This is a genomic window from Flavobacterium sp. ZB4P23 (assembly GCF_003970375.1).
Lineage (GTDB): Bacteria > Bacteroidota > Bacteroidia > Flavobacteriales > Flavobacteriaceae > Flavobacterium.
Map to the genome: position 1 here is coordinate 569,511 of NZ_RYDK01000001.1, position 16,926 is coordinate 586,436.

15 protein-coding genes, 1 tRNA gene and 1 pseudogene are annotated in these 16,926 nt (G+C 33.4%); 8 read left to right on the forward strand and 9 right to left on the reverse strand.

Going from position 1 to position 16,926, the window contains the following annotated elements; all coding sequences use genetic code 11:
* Window positions 1-560: 560 nt before the first annotated feature.
* The 9 genes and pseudogenes from EKL99_RS02335 to EKL99_RS02375 all read right to left on the reverse strand — a co-directional run bounded on the left by EKL99_RS02335 (window position 561) and on the right by EKL99_RS02375 (window position 9,359).
* Window positions 561-1,808 (reverse strand): site-specific integrase, encoded by a 1,248-nt coding sequence (locus EKL99_RS02335; RefSeq protein ID WP_126576335.1) that lies wholly within the window; start codon window positions 1,806-1,808, stop codon window positions 561-563.
* A gap of 259 nt (window positions 1,809-2,067) precedes the next feature.
* Window positions 2,068-2,155, reverse strand: a tRNA-Ser gene (locus EKL99_RS02340).
* Window positions 2,156-2,322: 167 nt separating this feature from the next.
* Entirely contained in the window at window positions 2,323-3,456 is a 1,134-nt protein-coding gene (ribB, locus tag EKL99_RS02345; RefSeq protein ID WP_126576336.1) for a 3,4-dihydroxy-2-butanone-4-phosphate synthase, read from the reverse strand.
* Window positions 3,457-3,464: 8 nt separating this feature from the next.
* Window positions 3,465-4,898, reverse strand: a complete 1,434-nt coding sequence (locus EKL99_RS02350) for an LptF/LptG family permease (protein WP_126462751.1) — start codon at window positions 4,896-4,898, stop codon at window positions 3,465-3,467.
* Between the two features lie 8 nt (window positions 4,899-4,906).
* Complete coding sequence (locus tag EKL99_RS02355) at window positions 4,907-5,584, reverse strand: outer membrane lipoprotein carrier protein LolA (RefSeq protein ID WP_231507367.1); 678 nt, start codon at window positions 5,582-5,584, stop codon at window positions 4,907-4,909.
* Window positions 5,585-5,627: 43 nt separating this feature from the next.
* On the reverse strand, window positions 5,628-8,075 hold the full coding sequence (locus EKL99_RS02360) for a DNA translocase FtsK (RefSeq protein WP_126462757.1): 2,448 nt from the start codon (window positions 8,073-8,075) through the stop codon (window positions 5,628-5,630).
* A 17-nt stretch (window positions 8,076-8,092) separates the two neighbouring features.
* Complete coding sequence (locus tag EKL99_RS02365; RefSeq protein WP_126462760.1) at window positions 8,093-8,467, reverse strand: diacylglycerol kinase family protein; 375 nt, start codon at window positions 8,465-8,467, stop codon at window positions 8,093-8,095.
* A 10-nt stretch (window positions 8,468-8,477) separates the two neighbouring features.
* Window positions 8,478-8,975 carry a thiol peroxidase gene (gene tpx / locus EKL99_RS02370; RefSeq protein ID WP_126462763.1) on the reverse strand — a complete coding sequence of 166 codons (498 nt, stop codon included), beginning with the start codon at window positions 8,973-8,975 and terminating at the stop codon, window positions 8,478-8,480.
* 186 nt (window positions 8,976-9,161) lie between these two features.
* Window positions 9,162-9,359 (reverse strand): annotated as a pseudogene (locus tag EKL99_RS02375) (hypothetical protein).
* 1,010 nt (window positions 9,360-10,369) lie between these two features.
* Here EKL99_RS02375 and EKL99_RS02385 point away from each other — a divergent pair.
* The 8 genes from EKL99_RS02385 (at window position 10,370) to EKL99_RS02420 (ending at window position 16,922) form a co-directional block, all read left to right on the forward strand.
* Entirely contained in the window at window positions 10,370-11,167 is a 798-nt protein-coding gene (locus EKL99_RS02385) for a sulfite exporter TauE/SafE family protein (protein WP_126462766.1), read from the forward strand.
* A gap of 357 nt (window positions 11,168-11,524) precedes the next feature.
* The gene (locus EKL99_RS02390) at window positions 11,525-12,925 is read left to right on the forward strand and encodes a rhodanese-like domain-containing protein (RefSeq protein WP_126462769.1); all 1,401 of its coding nucleotides are present in this window, start codon (window positions 11,525-11,527) and stop codon (window positions 12,923-12,925) included.
* Window positions 12,926-12,936: 11 nt separating this feature from the next.
* The gene (locus EKL99_RS02395; RefSeq protein ID WP_126462772.1) at window positions 12,937-13,254 is read left to right on the forward strand and encodes a rhodanese-like domain-containing protein; all 318 of its coding nucleotides are present in this window, start codon (window positions 12,937-12,939) and stop codon (window positions 13,252-13,254) included.
* Between the two features lie 273 nt (window positions 13,255-13,527).
* Window positions 13,528-13,836: a DUF202 domain-containing protein gene (locus tag EKL99_RS02400; protein WP_126462775.1), complete on the forward strand. Its 309-nt coding sequence runs from the start codon at window positions 13,528-13,530 to the stop codon at window positions 13,834-13,836.
* A gap of 67 nt (window positions 13,837-13,903) precedes the next feature.
* Window positions 13,904-15,118, forward strand: a complete 1,215-nt coding sequence (locus EKL99_RS02405) for an MFS transporter (protein ID WP_126462778.1) — start codon at window positions 13,904-13,906, stop codon at window positions 15,116-15,118.
* Window positions 15,119-15,178: 60 nt separating this feature from the next.
* Window positions 15,179-15,748 (forward strand): TlpA disulfide reductase family protein, encoded by a 570-nt coding sequence (locus EKL99_RS02410; RefSeq protein ID WP_126462780.1) that lies wholly within the window; start codon window positions 15,179-15,181, stop codon window positions 15,746-15,748.
* Window positions 15,749-15,850: 102 nt separating this feature from the next.
* Window positions 15,851-16,414 (forward strand): YeeE/YedE family protein, encoded by a 564-nt coding sequence (locus tag EKL99_RS02415; protein WP_126463080.1) that lies wholly within the window; start codon window positions 15,851-15,853, stop codon window positions 16,412-16,414.
* A gap of 10 nt (window positions 16,415-16,424) precedes the next feature.
* A complete protein-coding gene (locus EKL99_RS02420; protein ID WP_126462783.1) occupies window positions 16,425-16,922 on the forward strand; it encodes a DUF6691 family protein in 498 nt (165 codons plus the stop codon).
* The last annotated feature ends 4 nt before the right edge of the window (window positions 16,923-16,926 follow it).

Here is a 16,926-nt window from a genome sequence, read left to right on the forward strand (position 1 = left end):
CATGTGTATTTTTATATTAAAGCCACTACTTTTTAATCCTCTAAAAAGAGTTTGAATCTGCCACTTTGTTTATAATAAACCATTGTTTGTTCGGGTTTATTGAATGAAACAATAATTAAAAACTCCATTTTTCCGTTTCGGTCAATGGTTTTACTCCCTGAAAGATAGCGTTTTCGGATAATGATAAAAATTGCCTGTTTTCAAATTATTGAACAACCAAAAAGCCTTAATCTCTTCCTGTTTTTGGTACGAATAAATTTTGAAATTATTTCTGATTCTGATGTAATACCAAATGTTGTTTTGGTTTAAAAACGCTAACCATTTTCCCCCGACAAACTCTCTATCAGCCAAAAGACAATCTACACTTTCCTTGCCGAACCAGTTAGCTAATTCATAAAAACTACATATATTGTAAGTCTGCCATATTATTTCGCAAGAATTGCGCATTCCTGACGTAGCATTATTTCATGATCTGTTTTCTTATAATTTGTTCTGAGGTTATATTTCATGTCTTCGAGTTTTATGCTAATATTTTATTTTTTTTATAAATAATAGAGCTTCTAATTGGTCTTATTGATAATTTTATAATTGTTGCAGTTTAACATTTTGTTCCTTAAAATCATCATATCTTCACTCACTTTTTTATCTAATATTTTAGCGTAGTGTTGCGTCGTTCTTATGTTTTTATGACCAAGCATTTTACTCACACTTTCTATGGGAACGCCATTTGTAAGGGTTACAGTCGTTGCAAAAGTATGTCGAGCAATGTGGAAGGTTAAATCTTTTTTAATGCCGCAAACGTCCGCTATTTCCTTCAAGTAGCTATTCATTTTTTGGTTGCTTAAAACCGGTAATAGTTTATCTTCATTTATGCATTGTGGGTGATTGGCATATTTCAGGATTAATTCTTCGGGAATCGGGAGGAGGGGAATGCGAGAAGCTGTCTCTGTTTTTTGTCGATGGGTGAATATCCATTTCCCGCCATCGATACCCATACTGATATTTGATACCGTTAAGTTTTTGACATCTATATAAGCCAAGCCAGTAAAGCAGCTGAAAACGAAAATATCTTTTACCTGGTTTAATCTTTCGGTTGCAAATACTTTAGAATAGATGTCCTGAACTTCTTCTTGCGTTAGGTAATCTCTTTCGACTTCACGAATTTTTGATTTATAGTTTGCAAATGGATCCTTATCTATCCATCCATTTGAAATACAGATTTTGATTATTTTGTTGAAGTTCTTTAAGTATTTTACGGCAGTATTGTTGGCGCAATTGCGAACGCTTCTCAAGTAGAATTCATAGTCTGTTACGAAAGCGTGGTCTATTTTGTTAATGTCTATATCTGATACTTTGTATTTCCATTCCAGAAACTCTACCGTATGCTTCAAAGAAGTGTTGTAGCGTTCTAATGTTCCCGGGGCGTATTCTTTGCCCACTAATTCTTTTATTTTGTTGTTGTGATCCTTGAAAATGGGGATAAGCATTCGTTGGTTGTCGTGGAGATCAAAAATTTCATTCTTTAAATTTTCAGAAGTTATAATAATATCCTTTTTGTATAATTTTTTCTCAGCTTCTGAAACTTTAGATTTTAAATATTCAAGATGACTGTTTATTGAACGAGTCTCTTCATTGTTTCCCTTAACTTTAGATCCTTCATTTGACCATTTCTCAGGATTAACAAATTTGTTGCTGCTAAATTCAAATCGTTTAGATTGTACTGTGACACGAACGTAAATAGGGCAGATACCATCATTATTGACTTTTGATCGCTTTATATAAAAGAGAACGGATACGGCTGTGTTCATGGTTGGTGACCTTTTAGTTATTATTAAATTTAAACTTTGTAATACTTCCAAACAAGATGTTCAAATAGTGAAAAGGTATTTGGACAAATGTTGAACTGGTAACTTTTGAGATAGGTGTCACTTAAAAAAATAGATTTTCAGTGACACCTCAAAAGACACCTAAGTTTTGAGATTTAATGAATAATTTGATTTACCGCAAATGAAAAAAACCCCCTAAATCATAAGATTTAGAGGGGTTTGCTTCGTTTTGTATTTCTACTGGCGGAGAAAGAGGGATTCGAACCCCCGGACCTGTTACAGTCAACAGTTTTCAAGACTGCCGCATTCGACCGCTCTGCCATTTCTCCAGTAAATTGCTTTCATTATCTGATTGCGAGTGCAAATATAAGAATCTTTTTTGGTTATACAAATCTATTTTTTTTAAAAAAAGGTCTATTAGATGTACTTATTTTTAATTGTTTCATTTTCTTTACTTTAGCATTTAATTTATTTGAATAAATAAATTATTGTTTTTTTAATAACTGACGTATTCTGTTATTTCTAGTCCGTAACCTATCATTCCTACTCGTTTTCCTGGCTCTGTATTGGATACTAATCGGATTTTTGAAATATCTATATCATGAAGTATCTGCGCTCCGATTCCAAAGTCTTTACTGTCAATTTTAATTTTTGGGGCTTTTATTTCTCCTTCAGCCTGTAAAATTTTAAGCTCTCCAATACGATTCAATAAATTAACAGATTGCATATCTTGATTGATAAACACAACAGCTCCCTTACCTTGTTCGTTAATCACTTTAAACATGGCATCAAGTTGCTGGTCTGCATTATCAGTCAAAGTTCCTAACAGATCATTATTGACTTGCGAAGAGTGTATTCTTGTTAAAATTGGTTCCCCTAAATTCCAAGTCCCTTTTGTCAATGCAATATGGATTTGTTTGTTGGTCGTTTGTTGGTATGCTCTTAAACGAAAGGTACCAAAACGAGTTTGTATATCAAAATCATCTTCCTTAATAATTAGGCTGTCGTGCTGCATTCTATAAGCCACAAGAGCTTCAATGGAAACTAATTTTAGATCGAATTTCTTAGCTACTTTTACCAATTGAGGCAATCGAGCCATAGTCCCATCTTCGTTCATAATCTCTACAATCACACCTGCAGATTTAAAACCCGCTAATCTGGCAAAATCAATTGCGGCTTCCGTATGACCAGTTCTTCTTAGTACGCCTCCTTGTTTGGCAATCAATGGGAAGATGTGCCCGGGTCTTGCTAAATCATGTGGTTTGGTATCAGAATTGGCTAAAGATAAAACTGTTTTTGCTCTATCTGCTGCTGATATTCCAGTGGTCACTCCGTTTCCTCTTAAATCAACCGAAACAGTGAAAGCAGTTTCCATTGGGTCGGTATTATTGCTTACCATTACATGTAGGCCTAGCTCCTTACAGCGGCTTTCTGTTAATGGTGCGCAAATGAGTCCTCGGCCGTGTGTGGCCATGAAATTAATCATTTCGGGTGTTACTTTCTCGGCTGCTGCTAAAAAATCACCTTCATTTTCACGATCTTCATCATCAACTACGATAATAATTTTTCCTTGACGAATAGCTTCTATCCCTTCTTCAATTGTGTTGAGTTGTATATTATTTGTAGTCATTTGTACTGTTAATTTTGTGATGGAAATATTTTTTTTAATATTTTTTGAAATGGAGCCAGAATAACATCCACATTTATCAATCCAATATCATTTGTAGCTCTATAAGTTAGTATAATTGCTAAAGGGGATAATAGTATCGAGGACAACCAGGCACCTAAAAAAGGTGACATTTCATTTTCCTGAGCAATTCTTTTGCCAAAAGAGTTTATGAAGTGAAAGGTTATGAAAATTAAAATTGCAAAAACTATAGGTAGTCCCAATCCTCCTTTTCTAATAATTGCTCCCAAAGGGGCACCTATAAAAAACATTAGAAAACATGCAAATACAATTACAAACTTATCATAAAAAGCAAGTAAGTGTTTATTGATATTTTTTTGTTTATTTTCTAATTCGGTTTTAGAGGTATCAATTGAATACACGGTACTACTAATAGTACTTGTCGCTATTCTTAAAATTTCTATTTGTTGCTCTTTAGTGTACAAGGATAAAATATCTTCAGGAAAGGAGTTTTCTATTTTGAACTCCTTTCGTTTAGTATTGCCAGGAATCCGTATTCGTGCATTGCTATTTTCCGAAAATGAAATAATATCATTTTTTAAATTTTTATTTAACGAATCCAATGTATAGCTTAATTCATTGACAGTAAGCATAGTATTAGTATTCGCAACGCTTTCGTCATTGACATCTACATTATTAAGTTCTGATAAATCAATGTTGATAATATGTTTTTTAAACGAACTTTTGATAAAAGGCATTTTACTGCGATCCTCATATTTTTCTGGAACTATGTCTTCGTAGTAAAAGCCATCATTTAACACTAATTGTAAAATGCTAGATTGTTCACTACTTATTAATTCGCCATCTCGGGCTTTAATAACTGTTTTACTCCCGTCACCAACGTTTGATTTTTTATGAATAGTCACACCTGTAAGGATGTTTCCGTTGTCACCTGTTTTTTTATTTACCTTAATGTTATAAAAACCAACATCACTAAATTGTCCTTCAGCTATTGCCAAGGCTGGTTTTACTTGTGCAATATTTTTTCTGAAATTGATAAATTTATACTCCGCATAAGGAATCACATTATTAGAAAACAGAAAAGCTACTATACTTAATAAAATTATAAATACCGTTAAGCTTCTCATGGCTCTTTGCAAAGAAATTCCAGAAGATTTCATTGCCGCAAATTCATAATTTTCTGCTAAATTACCAAATGTCATTATGGAAGACAGTAATATCGAAAGGGGAAGTACTAAAGGCACAATCCTAGGCATTGAAAATGCTAGGAATTTTATGATCATGAGTAAATCTAAATCCTTTCCTGCTAATTCAGCTATGAATAACCAAACGGTTTGAAGTATAAATATAAAAAAAAGAATTACAAATACTGTGGTAAATGTAGTCAGGAATGTTTTTAATAAGTATTTGTCGAGAATTTTCACCTAATAAATTAATCTAATTTGTTGATGTAGTAATTTGGATATTTACTGCTTGCAAATGTAAATTGATTTTTTGACAAAGGTTGGTTGGTTTTGAAAGAATTAACCGTTAATGTTGTTTTTGTCCCTTTTTTTCCTATTTCAATCAAATTGTAGATGTGTTTCGTTTGTACATCAATTCCTAATAACACCTCTTTTCTTTGGTCTTTAGAGTTAAACGGAATCAACTTTATATACTGAATTTTTCTACCTCTGACATTTTGTAAAACATCCATATTGTACTTATAACCAGTATTGAAAAACGTTAACATTTTAGAAGGTGTAATTGCATTGTCATCTTTATCATTGACCGTTGAAATTGTAATCTCCTCATCTTCAGGAACAATAGTATAGGCTTTTTTTCCGTCATAAATTTTAGTTACTCCCATGAAATTTAAAACGTATTGATTGCCTTTCATGGTAACATTTCCTTTACTTTCCTGATTAATGTTTTCTTTTGTATTATTCAAAGAATACTTAAAATCAATTATTATAGTATTGTAGCTTTTGACTTTTGCAGTAACTTGGTCTAAAAGATTTTTTGCTTTTTTATCCTGAGCTTGTATCGAAAAACTAAAAAGTAATAAAGTGGTAATAAAAATAAGTCTTTTGCTCAAGTTCTTTAGATTGCTTTTTTTGAATGGCTTCATTTGTTCGCTTTTACTTGAGTTTTGAATCTTTGTTTTCATGTTGTTAATTGTTTTGTTCATTGTTGAAAAATTGATCAAGAGAACTTATATCCAGAATGTTTACACTGCGCGCTTTACTTCCTTCAAAAGGGCCTACAATTCCTGCGGATTCCAATTGATCAATCAATCGGCCCGCTCTGTTGTACCCTAGTTTTAGTTTTCTTTGTAACAATGATGCGGAGCCTTGTTGTGCATTGACAATTATTTCGGCTGCTTCTCTAAACAAAGTATCTCTATCAGAGATATCCATATCAAGATTAATGCCACTTTCTTCCCCAATAAATTCTGGAAGTAAATAAGCGGTAGCATATGCTTTTTGACTACCAATGAATTCCGTTATTTTTTCTACTTCTGGTGTGTCTATAAAGGCACATTGTACACGTACTACATCATTTCCGTTAGTGTATAACATATCGCCACGCCCAATTAACTGATCTGCTCCTTGTGTGTCAAGAATGGTCCTGGAGTCAATTTTTGAAGTAACTCTAAAGGCGATTCGGGCAGGAAAATTAGCTTTTATCAAACCTGTAATTACATTTACCGAAGGTCTTTGAGTAGCTATAATCAAATGGATTCCTATGGCACGCGCTAATTGTGCCAGGCGAGCAATAGGAACTTCTACTTCTTTTCCGGTAGTCATAATCAAATCGGCAAATTCATCTACTACAAGAACGATATACGGTAAAAATCGGTGGCCATTTTCTGGATTCAATTTTCGGGCTTTAAATTTATCGTTGTATTCTTTAATGTTTCGCACCATCGCGTCTTTCAACAAAGAATAGCGATTATCCATTTCTACACACAGGGAGTTTAAGGTATTAACTACTTTTGCATTATCAGTAATAATTGCTTCATCCATGTCTGGAAGTTTGGCTAAATAGTGTCTTTCAATCTTATTAAAAAGGGTCAGCTCCACTTTTTTAGGATCTACCAAAACAAATTTAACTTCTGCGGGATGTTTTTTGTACAAAAGGGAAGTTAAAACAGCATTTAATCCAACAGATTTTCCTTGTCCGGTAGCACCGGCCATTAATAGGTGGGGCATTTTAGCTAAATCAACTACAAAAGTTTCGTTCGAAATGGTTTTTCCAAGAGCTATAGGTAATTCCATTTCGGCTTCTTGAAATTTAGCGGAACCAATAACACTTTTCATCGAAACCATCGTGGGGTTTTTGTTAGGAACTTCAATCCCTATGGTTCCTTTCCCAGGAATAGGGGCAATGATCCGAATGCCTAATGCCGAAAGTGACAGCGCAATATCATCTTCTAGACTCTTGATTTTTGAAATTCGAATTCCTGCTTCCGGAACAATTTCATATAAAGTAACTGATGGTCCAACGGTCGCTTTGATCTGTGCAATTTCAATTTTGTAATTGCGAAGCGTATCTACAATTTTATTTTTATTTTCTTCTAATTCTTCCTGATTGATAGTGATTCCTCCCGTAGAATATTCTTTTAATAGGTCAATCGTAGGAAATTTATAATTGGATAAATCCAATGTTGGATCAAATAATCCAAAATCAGCAACTAATCGCGAGGCTAAATTTTCTTCAATTATATCCTCTTCCGGAGCCGTTTCTATTACAAAAGTATCAATTGGAGCTGCTAATACCTCTGGTTTTGCTATTGGTGTGATTTCCATAGCGAGAGGCTTGGCAACAGGTTCCCGGTTAATATTCGATGCGTTGCTTATTGTAGGTTTTAATGCTTCTTTGTTAATTTCAAATTGATTACCATTGGTTTTCAAATGAATACTGTCCTCTTCTTCGGTTACGGCAAACTCTTCTAAATTATAACCACTGTTCTCCTTTTTGATGGGACTGGCTGTTGCTAAATCAGTCTTTAATTCTTGTTTTGTTTGATCAAAAAAGGATTGGATTTTTTCTGGTGAAATTTTAATTTTGAAAATTACATATATAATTAACCCAAATAATAAAATCAATAAAGTGCCTGTTTTTCCAATGTAATCTTGTGAAAAAGAATTCAATTCATAACCAATTACACCTCCTAATTCAGGTACTGAAGTAGCAAAAAAACCAAACAAAACTGATAAAACGACGCTCACAAATAAATCCCAAAACCAAATGTTTTTTAGTTTTTTTAAAGGTAATCCTACTATTAAATATATTCCAGTTAAGAAAAATAACCGGACAAATATAAATGCAGCAACTCCAAAACCGTTATAAATTAGCAAATCAGCTAAAAAAGCGCCAAATTTCCCCAACCAATTTTGAACAATTTCCGTACGATCCGCAATCGCATGAACTGCGCTTTGATCTTCTTGACCGTAAATGTAAAAGGAAACAAAAGCAAATAATAAAGCAATTGAAAACAATACTAACAGTGAGCCAAAAACAATTTTATGTTGTTTAGTCACCCTCCAAGGACTATTCTCCGGAGTTTTAGAATCATTTTTTTTGTTTAAAGGAGGTATTTTTGTTGTTTTTGCCATTCGAGTTGTACTAATTCTTACAGGAATTTTGGTGTATAAATAATTAAACCGATTGTTATTGCTGTTAAAGCAGCAAAAAAGACCGCTCCTGCGGCAATATCTTTAATAAACCCAATTTTTTCATTATAATTGGGATGGATAAAATCAGCTACTTTTTCTACAGCCGTATTCAATCCCTCAATGCTAAGAATTAATCCTATTGCCAGAGTTTGAAACAGCCATTCTGTTTTAGTAATACTAAAATAAAATCCAGCAATAGTCAACAGTATGGCTATTGAAACCTGAACCATTATACTGTGTTCTGTGCGGATCAATTTTAAAGCGCCCTTAAATGCATAAGTGACGCTTTTTAATCTTCCCGTAATGAAAGTGGTATCTTTTTGAAACTCCATTAAGATGAAATTAAAGTACAGCTAAAGCCGCTTCATAATTTGGCTCGTCTGCAATTTCAGCCACTTGTTCCGTATGGGTAACTATTCCGTTTTGATCAACAACAATGATTACTCTGGAATGCAATCCGGCCAGAGGGCCATCAGTGATTTCTAAACCATTTACTTTGCCAAATTCACCACCTTGAAAATCAGATAAATTAATGACATTTTCAAGTCCTTCAGCACCACAAAAACGTTTTTGGGCAAAAGGCAAATCTCTAGAAACACATAATACAGTTGTATTTTCTAAAGTACTGGCACTTTCGTTAAATTTTCTCACGGAGGCTGCACACGTTCCTGTATCTATACTTGGAAAAATATTTAAAACTAGTTTTTTACCTTGAAAATCACTAAGCGAAGCTACAGAAAGATCTGTTTTAACTAATTTAAAATCAGCTAATTTAGTCCCTATTTTTGGTAATTCTCCTGAAGTGTGTATTGGATTTCCTCCTAATGTTATTAATGCCATAATTTTGTTTTTTTAATAAGGTTCAAAAGTATGAAAATTATTTAAGAATAAGACCTCAAACAGGTGTTTAAAGTTTCCATTTTTACCTCTTATGATAAACCCGCAGGTACTGCTGTATTCTCTTTTATTGAATAAAACACACACACATTGTTAAGTACGTTTTTAAAATATTGAATATGATTTATTTTATTTGTCGATAGAATCTAGTACTCGTTTCATGAAAGTATTTAAAGCTTCTTTTTTATCAGTTCCGGTTTTTACCAGTTTGCTCATCTCTAAAGCACCTTACATAGTAGAAATTAATTCGCCTATCACATCTAGTTCTTTGTATTTCAAGAATGAAATTTCAGTCATTGCCTCAAGAACTTCTATAGTTTCAATGATATAATCTTCATCATTTTCTGAAGCTAATTTTTTAAATTTTGGTAATTAAATCCTGTAATGTATCTTCGGTTAATTCGATTAAAATAAGTTTGTTTTTTAAGGTTGAAAGAGGCAAAGGTTCAAAGCGACAATGCATGAATTTGTGCAACAAAAAACCTTTGTTGCTCTGAATCTCTGAACCTTTATATCTTTATTTGAATTAATTTAGTACACAACAAAAACATATATTATTGAAATTCAACCAAATAAAGGTCCTGTAATTTGCTGAAAATACTGATATTTCGTGCGTTATAGAATTATCACCACATAATTTTTATAGTGAAGAATACCAGTCTTGAGGGTAAAGACACAGAGCTTATTTCAGTTTTACAAGATCATTTCAAAGGAGAACTCAATTTAGCAAGGGTCAAGCTCATTTGTTTATTCATTACGGCTTTATGCAAAATAAAGACAATCAATTATGATAAGTTAGCATCTGGATTTGCGACAACTGCTACTAAAAATAGCTCTTATAGAAGAGTGCAATGATTCCTGAAGGAATTTGTCTTTCCCATGAAAATAGTTTCTTCTTTGATATTCAATTTATTACCAGCTAAATCCGATTTGGTATTGGTGCTAGATAGAACCAATTGGAAGTTCGGATTTTTGATTAATGATTCTTGATTTCAGATGTGGTAGAACCCTTAAGATCAAATTTATCTCTTTTATTTACTTTATAAATAATACCATTTGCTAAACTGTTTTTATTTTCTCCTATTTGAATCATTCAGAGCGCTACCTACATAGAAAACAAGAAAAAAATTGCTCAAGAATAAAGACAGCTATGCTTTTATTTCGTCTGTAGCCTGTTGATACTCTCCCGTTCCGGAACTGTAAACAATCCATAAGAAATTGTCATTATAATTACCCTAAAGGAATTTGAATTTTAGAAAAAAATTTTTTATATGTGATAAATGTTACTGAATGCAAAAATTTAACAGACAATCTTTGCAATCATAAATTTTACAATTATGGAATATATTGGTTATTTTTCGTCAATACTCATTGGAGTTGCATTAGGGCTCATTGGCGGTGGAGGCAGCATTCTTACCGTACCTGTTTTAGTCTATTTATTTACAGTTGAACCCGTGATTGCAACTGCATATTCATTATTTATTGTTGGCTTGACAAGTGCGGTAGGAAGTGTTGGCTATTTCAAAAAAGGTTTGGTTAGCATAAAAACAGCTATTGTTTTTGGTATCCCATCAATTATCTCCGTTTTTACAACAAGAGCAATAATAGTTCCTGCAATTCCTAAAGAGCTGTTTTCTGTGGGAAATTTTATCTTGACTAAAGACCTTTTTTTAATGCTGTTTTTCGCTGTTATAATGATTATTGCTTCTTATAGCATGATTAAAAAAGACAAAAAACTCGCTTCTGAAGAACCACACGAACAAAAATTCAATTATCCGCTTATACTTATAGAAGGAACACTTATAGGAATAATTACCGGACTTGTAGGAGCTGGCGGTGGTTTTTTAATTATACCGGCTTTGGTTATTTTGAGTAAACTTCCTATGAAAGAAGCGGTTGGGACTTCATTAGTAATCATTGCTGCAAAATCTTTAATCGGTTTTTTCGGAGAAGGTGGAGAAAACGTTATTGATTGGCAATTCTTATTTACCATTTCAGCATTTGCAATTGTTGGAATTTCTATTGGCACAGCATTATCCAAAAAAATTAATGGCAACAACCTGAAACCCGCTTTTGGCTGGTTTGTTTTAGTGATGGGGATTTATATTATTACTAAGGAGTTATTTCTAAAATAAAATTATTGTATAACAAAAGTCACGTTGATACAGAAGCAATTTAAATAAATTTATCTTCTTATTACTAAAACAAATCCAAAAACAAATGGCTAATCAATATCAAATATTAATAATCAAAGGTCGAGGTAATTCAGTACTTTTTGTTACTCCACAATTGCTTATTAAAAAAATTTAATCAACCAAAATCAAATTATACAAGAGAAGCGGCAAAAATTGTATCTACGCGCCACGACATTCATATTAATAAAATACTACAATTACAGTTATAAAATACTTGTGTAACATATGTCACCATTTTTAATAAATGTAATCTGTAATTTTGGTTTCAAATGAATAATAAACTTAAAAATAAACGATATGTATTTTCAACACATTTACGACAAGAGTCTTGCTCAGGCAAGTTATTTTATTGGCTGTCAAAAAGCAGGTGTAGCCGCAGTTATCGATCCTAAAAGGGATGTTGACACCTACCTTGAAATTGCCAAGCAGAACAATATGAAAATTACTCATGTTTTAGAAACACACATTCATGCTGATTTCCTCGCTGGTTCCAGAGAATTAGCAGCTTTGACGGGAGCAGAAATGTACCTTTCAGCGGAAGGCGGATCCGATTGGAAATATGAATTCCCTCATGTTGGCATTAAAGATGGTGATGTTCTGAAAGTAGGAAACTTAAAAATAGAAGTAGTTCATACACCAGGACATACTCCGGAAAGCATCAGTTTTCTGCTAACCGATACGCCTGCCAGCGATGAGCCTGTCATGTTGTTCACCGGTGACTTTGTATTTGTGGGAGATGTAGGAAGACCTGATTTACTTGAAAAAGCAGCAGGAATGAAAGGAACACAGGACATTGGTGCTAAACAAATGTATCAATCCATTACTAAATTCGATGCATTACCTGATTATATTCAAGTATGGCCAGGTCATGGAGCAGGCTCTGCTTGTGGAAAAGCACTAGGAGCCGTTCCAAGCACCACTGTAGGATATGAAAAAATAAGAAACTGGGCTTTTCAGCATAAAAATGATGAAACTGGATTTGTAAAATATTTATTGGAAGACCAACCGGAACCGCCAAAATATTTCGCGATGATGAAAAAACTAAATAAAGTAGATCGTCCGCTTCTTACAACTGTTCCAAAATTAAAACAACTGGATTATAGCGAGTTAACAGCAGCTTTAGAAAAAGGAATCAAATTGATTGATGCAAGAGATAAAACGGAATTTTCTACAGGATTTATTCCGGGAAGCATCAACATTCAAGGGAATAATTCATTTGCCACTTGGGCAGGATGGTTTCTTACGTATGAAGAACCTTTTATGTTGCTTGCCGATGAATCACAATTAGATGATTTGACTAGAAAACTAATGCGAATTGGATTAGACAACATTCACGGGTACATTCCTTCTACGAAAATATGGGAAGAAAATGGCGGTTCTTTGGAGAAAGTAAATCAAATTACAATAGAAGAATTTAAAGCCTTACAACAAGAAAAAGATGTTCAAGTTGTTGACCTTCGTGGTGTTGCAGAATACAATGCAGGTCATATCAAAGAAGCTGATAATGTATTTGTAGGTACTTTAGTAAATAATCTGGACAAAATAAGTAAGGATAAAAAAGTATTAATCCATTGCCAAGGTGGTGACAGGGCAGCAATTGCCTATTCATTATTAGCGCGAAATGGGTATAAAAATGTGCTCAACTATTCTCCTGGAATGAATGAGTGGATGAGCCAAAATAATCCTATTGAATACTAAAAACCTCAATTATGTTCGGAATTTTTAAAAATCTGTTTTCAAAAAAAGACACCACACAAATGGAAAAATTAATAAACGAAGGTGCTTTCTTAGTAGATGTTCGCACACCGTCAGAATTCGCAGAAGGTCACGTAAAAGGTTCAACCAATATTCCTTTGGATCAAGTGGCGAGCCAATTGGAAAAATTCAAAGAAAAAGATCATATTATTGTTTTCTGCCGTAGCGGTAATCGCAGCGGTCAAGCCAAAATGATTTTGGAACAAAATGGTTTCAAAAACGTTACAAATGGCGGTACTTGGCAAGATGTAAACGAAGCGATAAGCAAATAAACAGCTGTTGTTTTAAAAATAGTGTATGCAGTTTAAAACAAGAAAAGTAGTTGTTTTAAACTGCATATTTATTTATTCAGCAATGAAAATTAGAGGACAATAAAAACACTTTGATTTTATTCTACTTATAAAATACTGAAAAAACATTTGATTTTTCAAATTCATTTAAATAAAGAAGTAAATTTGATAGTGCTTTTAGAAAAAATTTTCATTTTTACTCTTCTACGAAACAAATACAACTAAACTACTTTTTGCACTTAATTATAAAATAATATGGAAACAAAAAAAGCAGCAAACAAAGACTTAATTTTAAGAGAAAAATTAGCATTGCAACGGACTGTATTGGCCAACCAATCTACTTTTCTTGCCTTTTTGAGAACGTCAATGTATTTTTTGATTGCAGGTTTAAGTTTGAGAAATCTGCTCAAAATTGAAAATAGTTTACTGATTGAAATCGCACTTTTTATCACTTCATTTATCATTTTTGTTTTTGGGACAATCAACTATTTCAAGCATAAAAAATCCATCCTAGAAAATAAAAAACACATAGGTGACTACCAATTAGAATATTACAAATTATAAGAACTTATACTTTTTTATTCCTAACTTCTTTTTCAAACGAAGATTTTAAATTCATAAATTACATCAATTGAAAACAAATACAACCAAACTTGGACTGAAAGAAAATTGGAAACAATTTACTATTTTGGTTATTGTCAATGCCTTTGTCGGCGGGATGATAGGAATGGAACGAACCATTATTCCAAAATTTGCTGAGATTGAATTTGGCATTGCTTCAAAAACGGCTATTCTCTCTTTCATCATTGCCTTTGGAATTACAAAAGCCATTACCAATTATTTTACGGGCAAACTGGCGAACCGTTTCGGAAGAAAAAATTTGCTTTTATTCGGTTGGATTCTAGCCATTCCAATTCCTTTTATTTTAATTTATGCAGAATCTTGGAACTGGGTGATTTTTGCCAATATTTTATTGGGAATTAGTCAAGGACTTACCTGGAGCAGTACAGTGGTGATGAAAATTGATTTGGTTGGAGAAAAAGATCGTGGACTTGCGATGGGACTCAACGAGTTTGCCGGTTATTTTGCCGTTGGATTAGTTGCTTTTCTGTCAGGCTATATTGCACAAAAATATGGCATTACGCCCTACCCTTTTTACTTGGGAATTGGGATTTCGATAATTGGTTTTTTATTGACTTTGTTTTTTGTGAAAGACACCAGAGTATTTGTTCAAAAAGAAAACACAACGAATAAAACTGAAAAATTAGATAATATTTTTCTCGAAACCACTTTCAAAAACAAAACATTAAGCACCATAACACAAGCAGGATTAGTCAATAACCTGAATGACGGCATGATTTGGGGACTTTTACCTATTGTGTTGCTTTCTTTGAATTATGATTCACAGAATATTGGAATTATAACCGCCATTTATCCTACTGTTTGGGGTTTTGGACAATTGGTAACCGGAAAAATGTCTGATGTTTATTCGAAAAAAAAGATGTTGTTTTGGGGAATGTTACTTCAGGGAATAGCGATACTTTTTATTCCTTTTGCTGCAGCATTCTATCAGTTGGCCGCAATTTCAGCATTTTTGGGTTTAGGAACGGCGTTAGTCTACCCCACCTTTTTATCTGCCATCGCACAAGCTACAACTCCACATCAAAGAGCTGAAAGCATTGGCACATTCAGACTTTGGAGGGATTTAGGATATGCGATAGGCGCCATTATTTCAGGAATAACAGCCGATTTATTTGGTGTAAATTATGCCATTGTTCTAATCGGTGTCATCACCATTGTATCATCACTAATTATTGAAATCCGAATGCCGAAAGACTCTTTATAAAAAACAACCCGCTAATTTTAATCTAAAATCATCTCTTTTTAGAGAATAATAATTAAAAAAATGGAGCCAAAAAAATCAAAAAAATCGACTGTTCAAAATATTGTTTTTATCGTATTAATAGCACTACTTCTGTTCAGTCCGTTGGGCACTTTTGTAAAAGTAGAACTGAATCGATTAATTGCTTTTTCGCCTAAAACAATTGCCGTTATGGATCAAAAAGAACTGTCAACTTATCAATGGCAATTAAAAGACGCCACCGGAAAGACGGTGTCATTGGACGCATACAAAGGTAAAATAGTATTCATTAATTTCTGGGCCACCTGGTGTCCACCTTGTATTGCCGAAATGCCAAGCATTCAAAAATTATATGTTGATTATCAAGACAAAATAGTCTTTTTGTTTGTGACAACGGATTCCTTCGAAAAGGCAAATGCTTTTATGATTAAAGAAAATCTGACGCTTCCTGTGTATCAATCGGTAACCAATCCTCCATTAGAAATGGAATCGGCGACAATTCCGGCAACCTATATTATTAATCAATCAGGAAATGTAATCGTAGCCAAAATTGGAACAGCAAATTGGAATAGTGATTCGTTCCGAGAAATGCTAGACGAGTTATTAAAAAAATAAAATTATTGTCATTTTTTACTTTTTTTTTCTTGTGTGACAAAAGTAACACAACTACTCATTTATAAATATAACCTTTGTTGTAATAAAAAAATAAATATGGAAATTTTAGAATTAATCAAAGAACCTTGGCCTTGGTACATTGCAGGTCCATTAGTTGGACTTACGGTTCCGGCTTTGTTAATCATTGGAAACAAATCATTTGGTATTAGCGCCTCTCTACGCCACACTTGCGCCATGTGCTTACCGGCAAATATTACGTTTTTCAAATATGACTGGAAAAAAGAAATTTGGAATATGTTTTTCGTTTTCGGTATTATATTAGGTGGTGTGATCGCGTACAGCTTTTTGTCAAATCCAAATCCAATTACTATTGATGGAAATCTAAAAACCGAATTGGCAGGCTACGGTATAACTGAAATTTATGGAATGTTACCGGAACAATTGTTCTCGTGGGAAAGTTTATTTACACTCAAAGGCTTTTTTATGATGGTTATTGGTGGCTTTTTTATTGGTTTTGGTTCTCGCTATGCGGGAGGTTGCACCAGCGGTCATTCTATTTCTGGTTTGTCTAATTTACAAATGCCATCGCTTATAGCAACATGTTGTTTCTTCATTGGCGGATTGATTATGGCAAATGTTATTTTACCATTTATTCTTTCACTTTAAATTACAAATTATGAACATTAAAGATCAAAATACAGATTTCGAAACGCGTTCTTTAGATACGGTTTGTATCAACGAGAGCCAATTAGAACACAAATGGCATCACAATTTGAAATACTTAATCATAGGTGTTTTGTTTGGTATTGTATTTATAAAATCCGAGGTAATCAGCTGGTATCGCATCCAGGAAATGTTTCGTTTCCAATCTTTTCACATGTATGGTATCATAGGAAGTGCTGTAGTGGTGGGGATAATTTCCGTTTTCATGATAAAAAAATTCAATATTAAAACCATTTATGGCGAAAAAATTGAATTTCATGACAAAACTTTCAACAAAGGCCAAATTTATGGTGGCCTTATCTTTGGATTGGGTTGGGCAGTAACAGGAGCTTGTCCTGGACCATTATTTGCACAAATTGGAACGGGTGCCACAGTGATGATTGTTACTCTGTTTTTTGCAATAGTGGGAACTTGGGTATATGGTTATTTTAGAGACAAACTGCCTCATTAATACC

What these genes read in the sequence shown, in the direction of transcription:
- EKL99_RS02420 (WP_126462783.1), top strand. Translation starts at nt 16,425, where the DNA reads ATGAACATTAAAGATCAAAATACAGATTTCGAAACGCGTTCTTTAGAT.
- EKL99_RS02385 (WP_126462766.1), top strand. Translation starts at nt 10,370, where the DNA reads ATGGAATATATTGGTTATTTTTCGTCAATACTCATTGGAGTTGCATTA.
- EKL99_RS02355 (WP_231507367.1), bottom strand. Translation starts at nt 5,584, where the DNA reads ATGAAGCCATTCAAAAAAAGCAATCTAAAGAACTTGAGCAAAAGACTT.
- EKL99_RS02400 (WP_126462775.1), top strand. Translation starts at nt 13,528, where the DNA reads ATGGAAACAAAAAAAGCAGCAAACAAAGACTTAATTTTAAGAGAAAAA.
- EKL99_RS02335 (WP_126576335.1), bottom strand. Translation starts at nt 1,808, where the DNA reads ATGAACACAGCCGTATCCGTTCTCTTTTATATAAAGCGATCAAAAGTC.
- ribB (WP_126576336.1), bottom strand. Translation starts at nt 3,456, where the DNA reads ATGACTACAAATAATATACAACTCAACACAATTGAAGAAGGGATAGAA.
- EKL99_RS02360 (WP_126462757.1), bottom strand. Translation starts at nt 8,075, where the DNA reads ATGGCAAAAACAACAAAAATACCTCCTTTAAACAAAAAAAATGATTCT.
- EKL99_RS02395 (WP_126462772.1), top strand. Translation starts at nt 12,937, where the DNA reads ATGTTCGGAATTTTTAAAAATCTGTTTTCAAAAAAAGACACCACACAA.
- EKL99_RS02410 (WP_126462780.1), top strand. Translation starts at nt 15,179, where the DNA reads ATGGAGCCAAAAAAATCAAAAAAATCGACTGTTCAAAATATTGTTTTT.
- EKL99_RS02390 (WP_126462769.1), top strand. Translation starts at nt 11,525, where the DNA reads ATGTATTTTCAACACATTTACGACAAGAGTCTTGCTCAGGCAAGTTAT.
- EKL99_RS02365 (WP_126462760.1), bottom strand. Translation starts at nt 8,467, where the DNA reads ATGGAGTTTCAAAAAGATACCACTTTCATTACGGGAAGATTAAAAAGC.
- tpx (WP_126462763.1), bottom strand. Translation starts at nt 8,975, where the DNA reads ATGGCATTAATAACATTAGGAGGAAATCCAATACACACTTCAGGAGAA.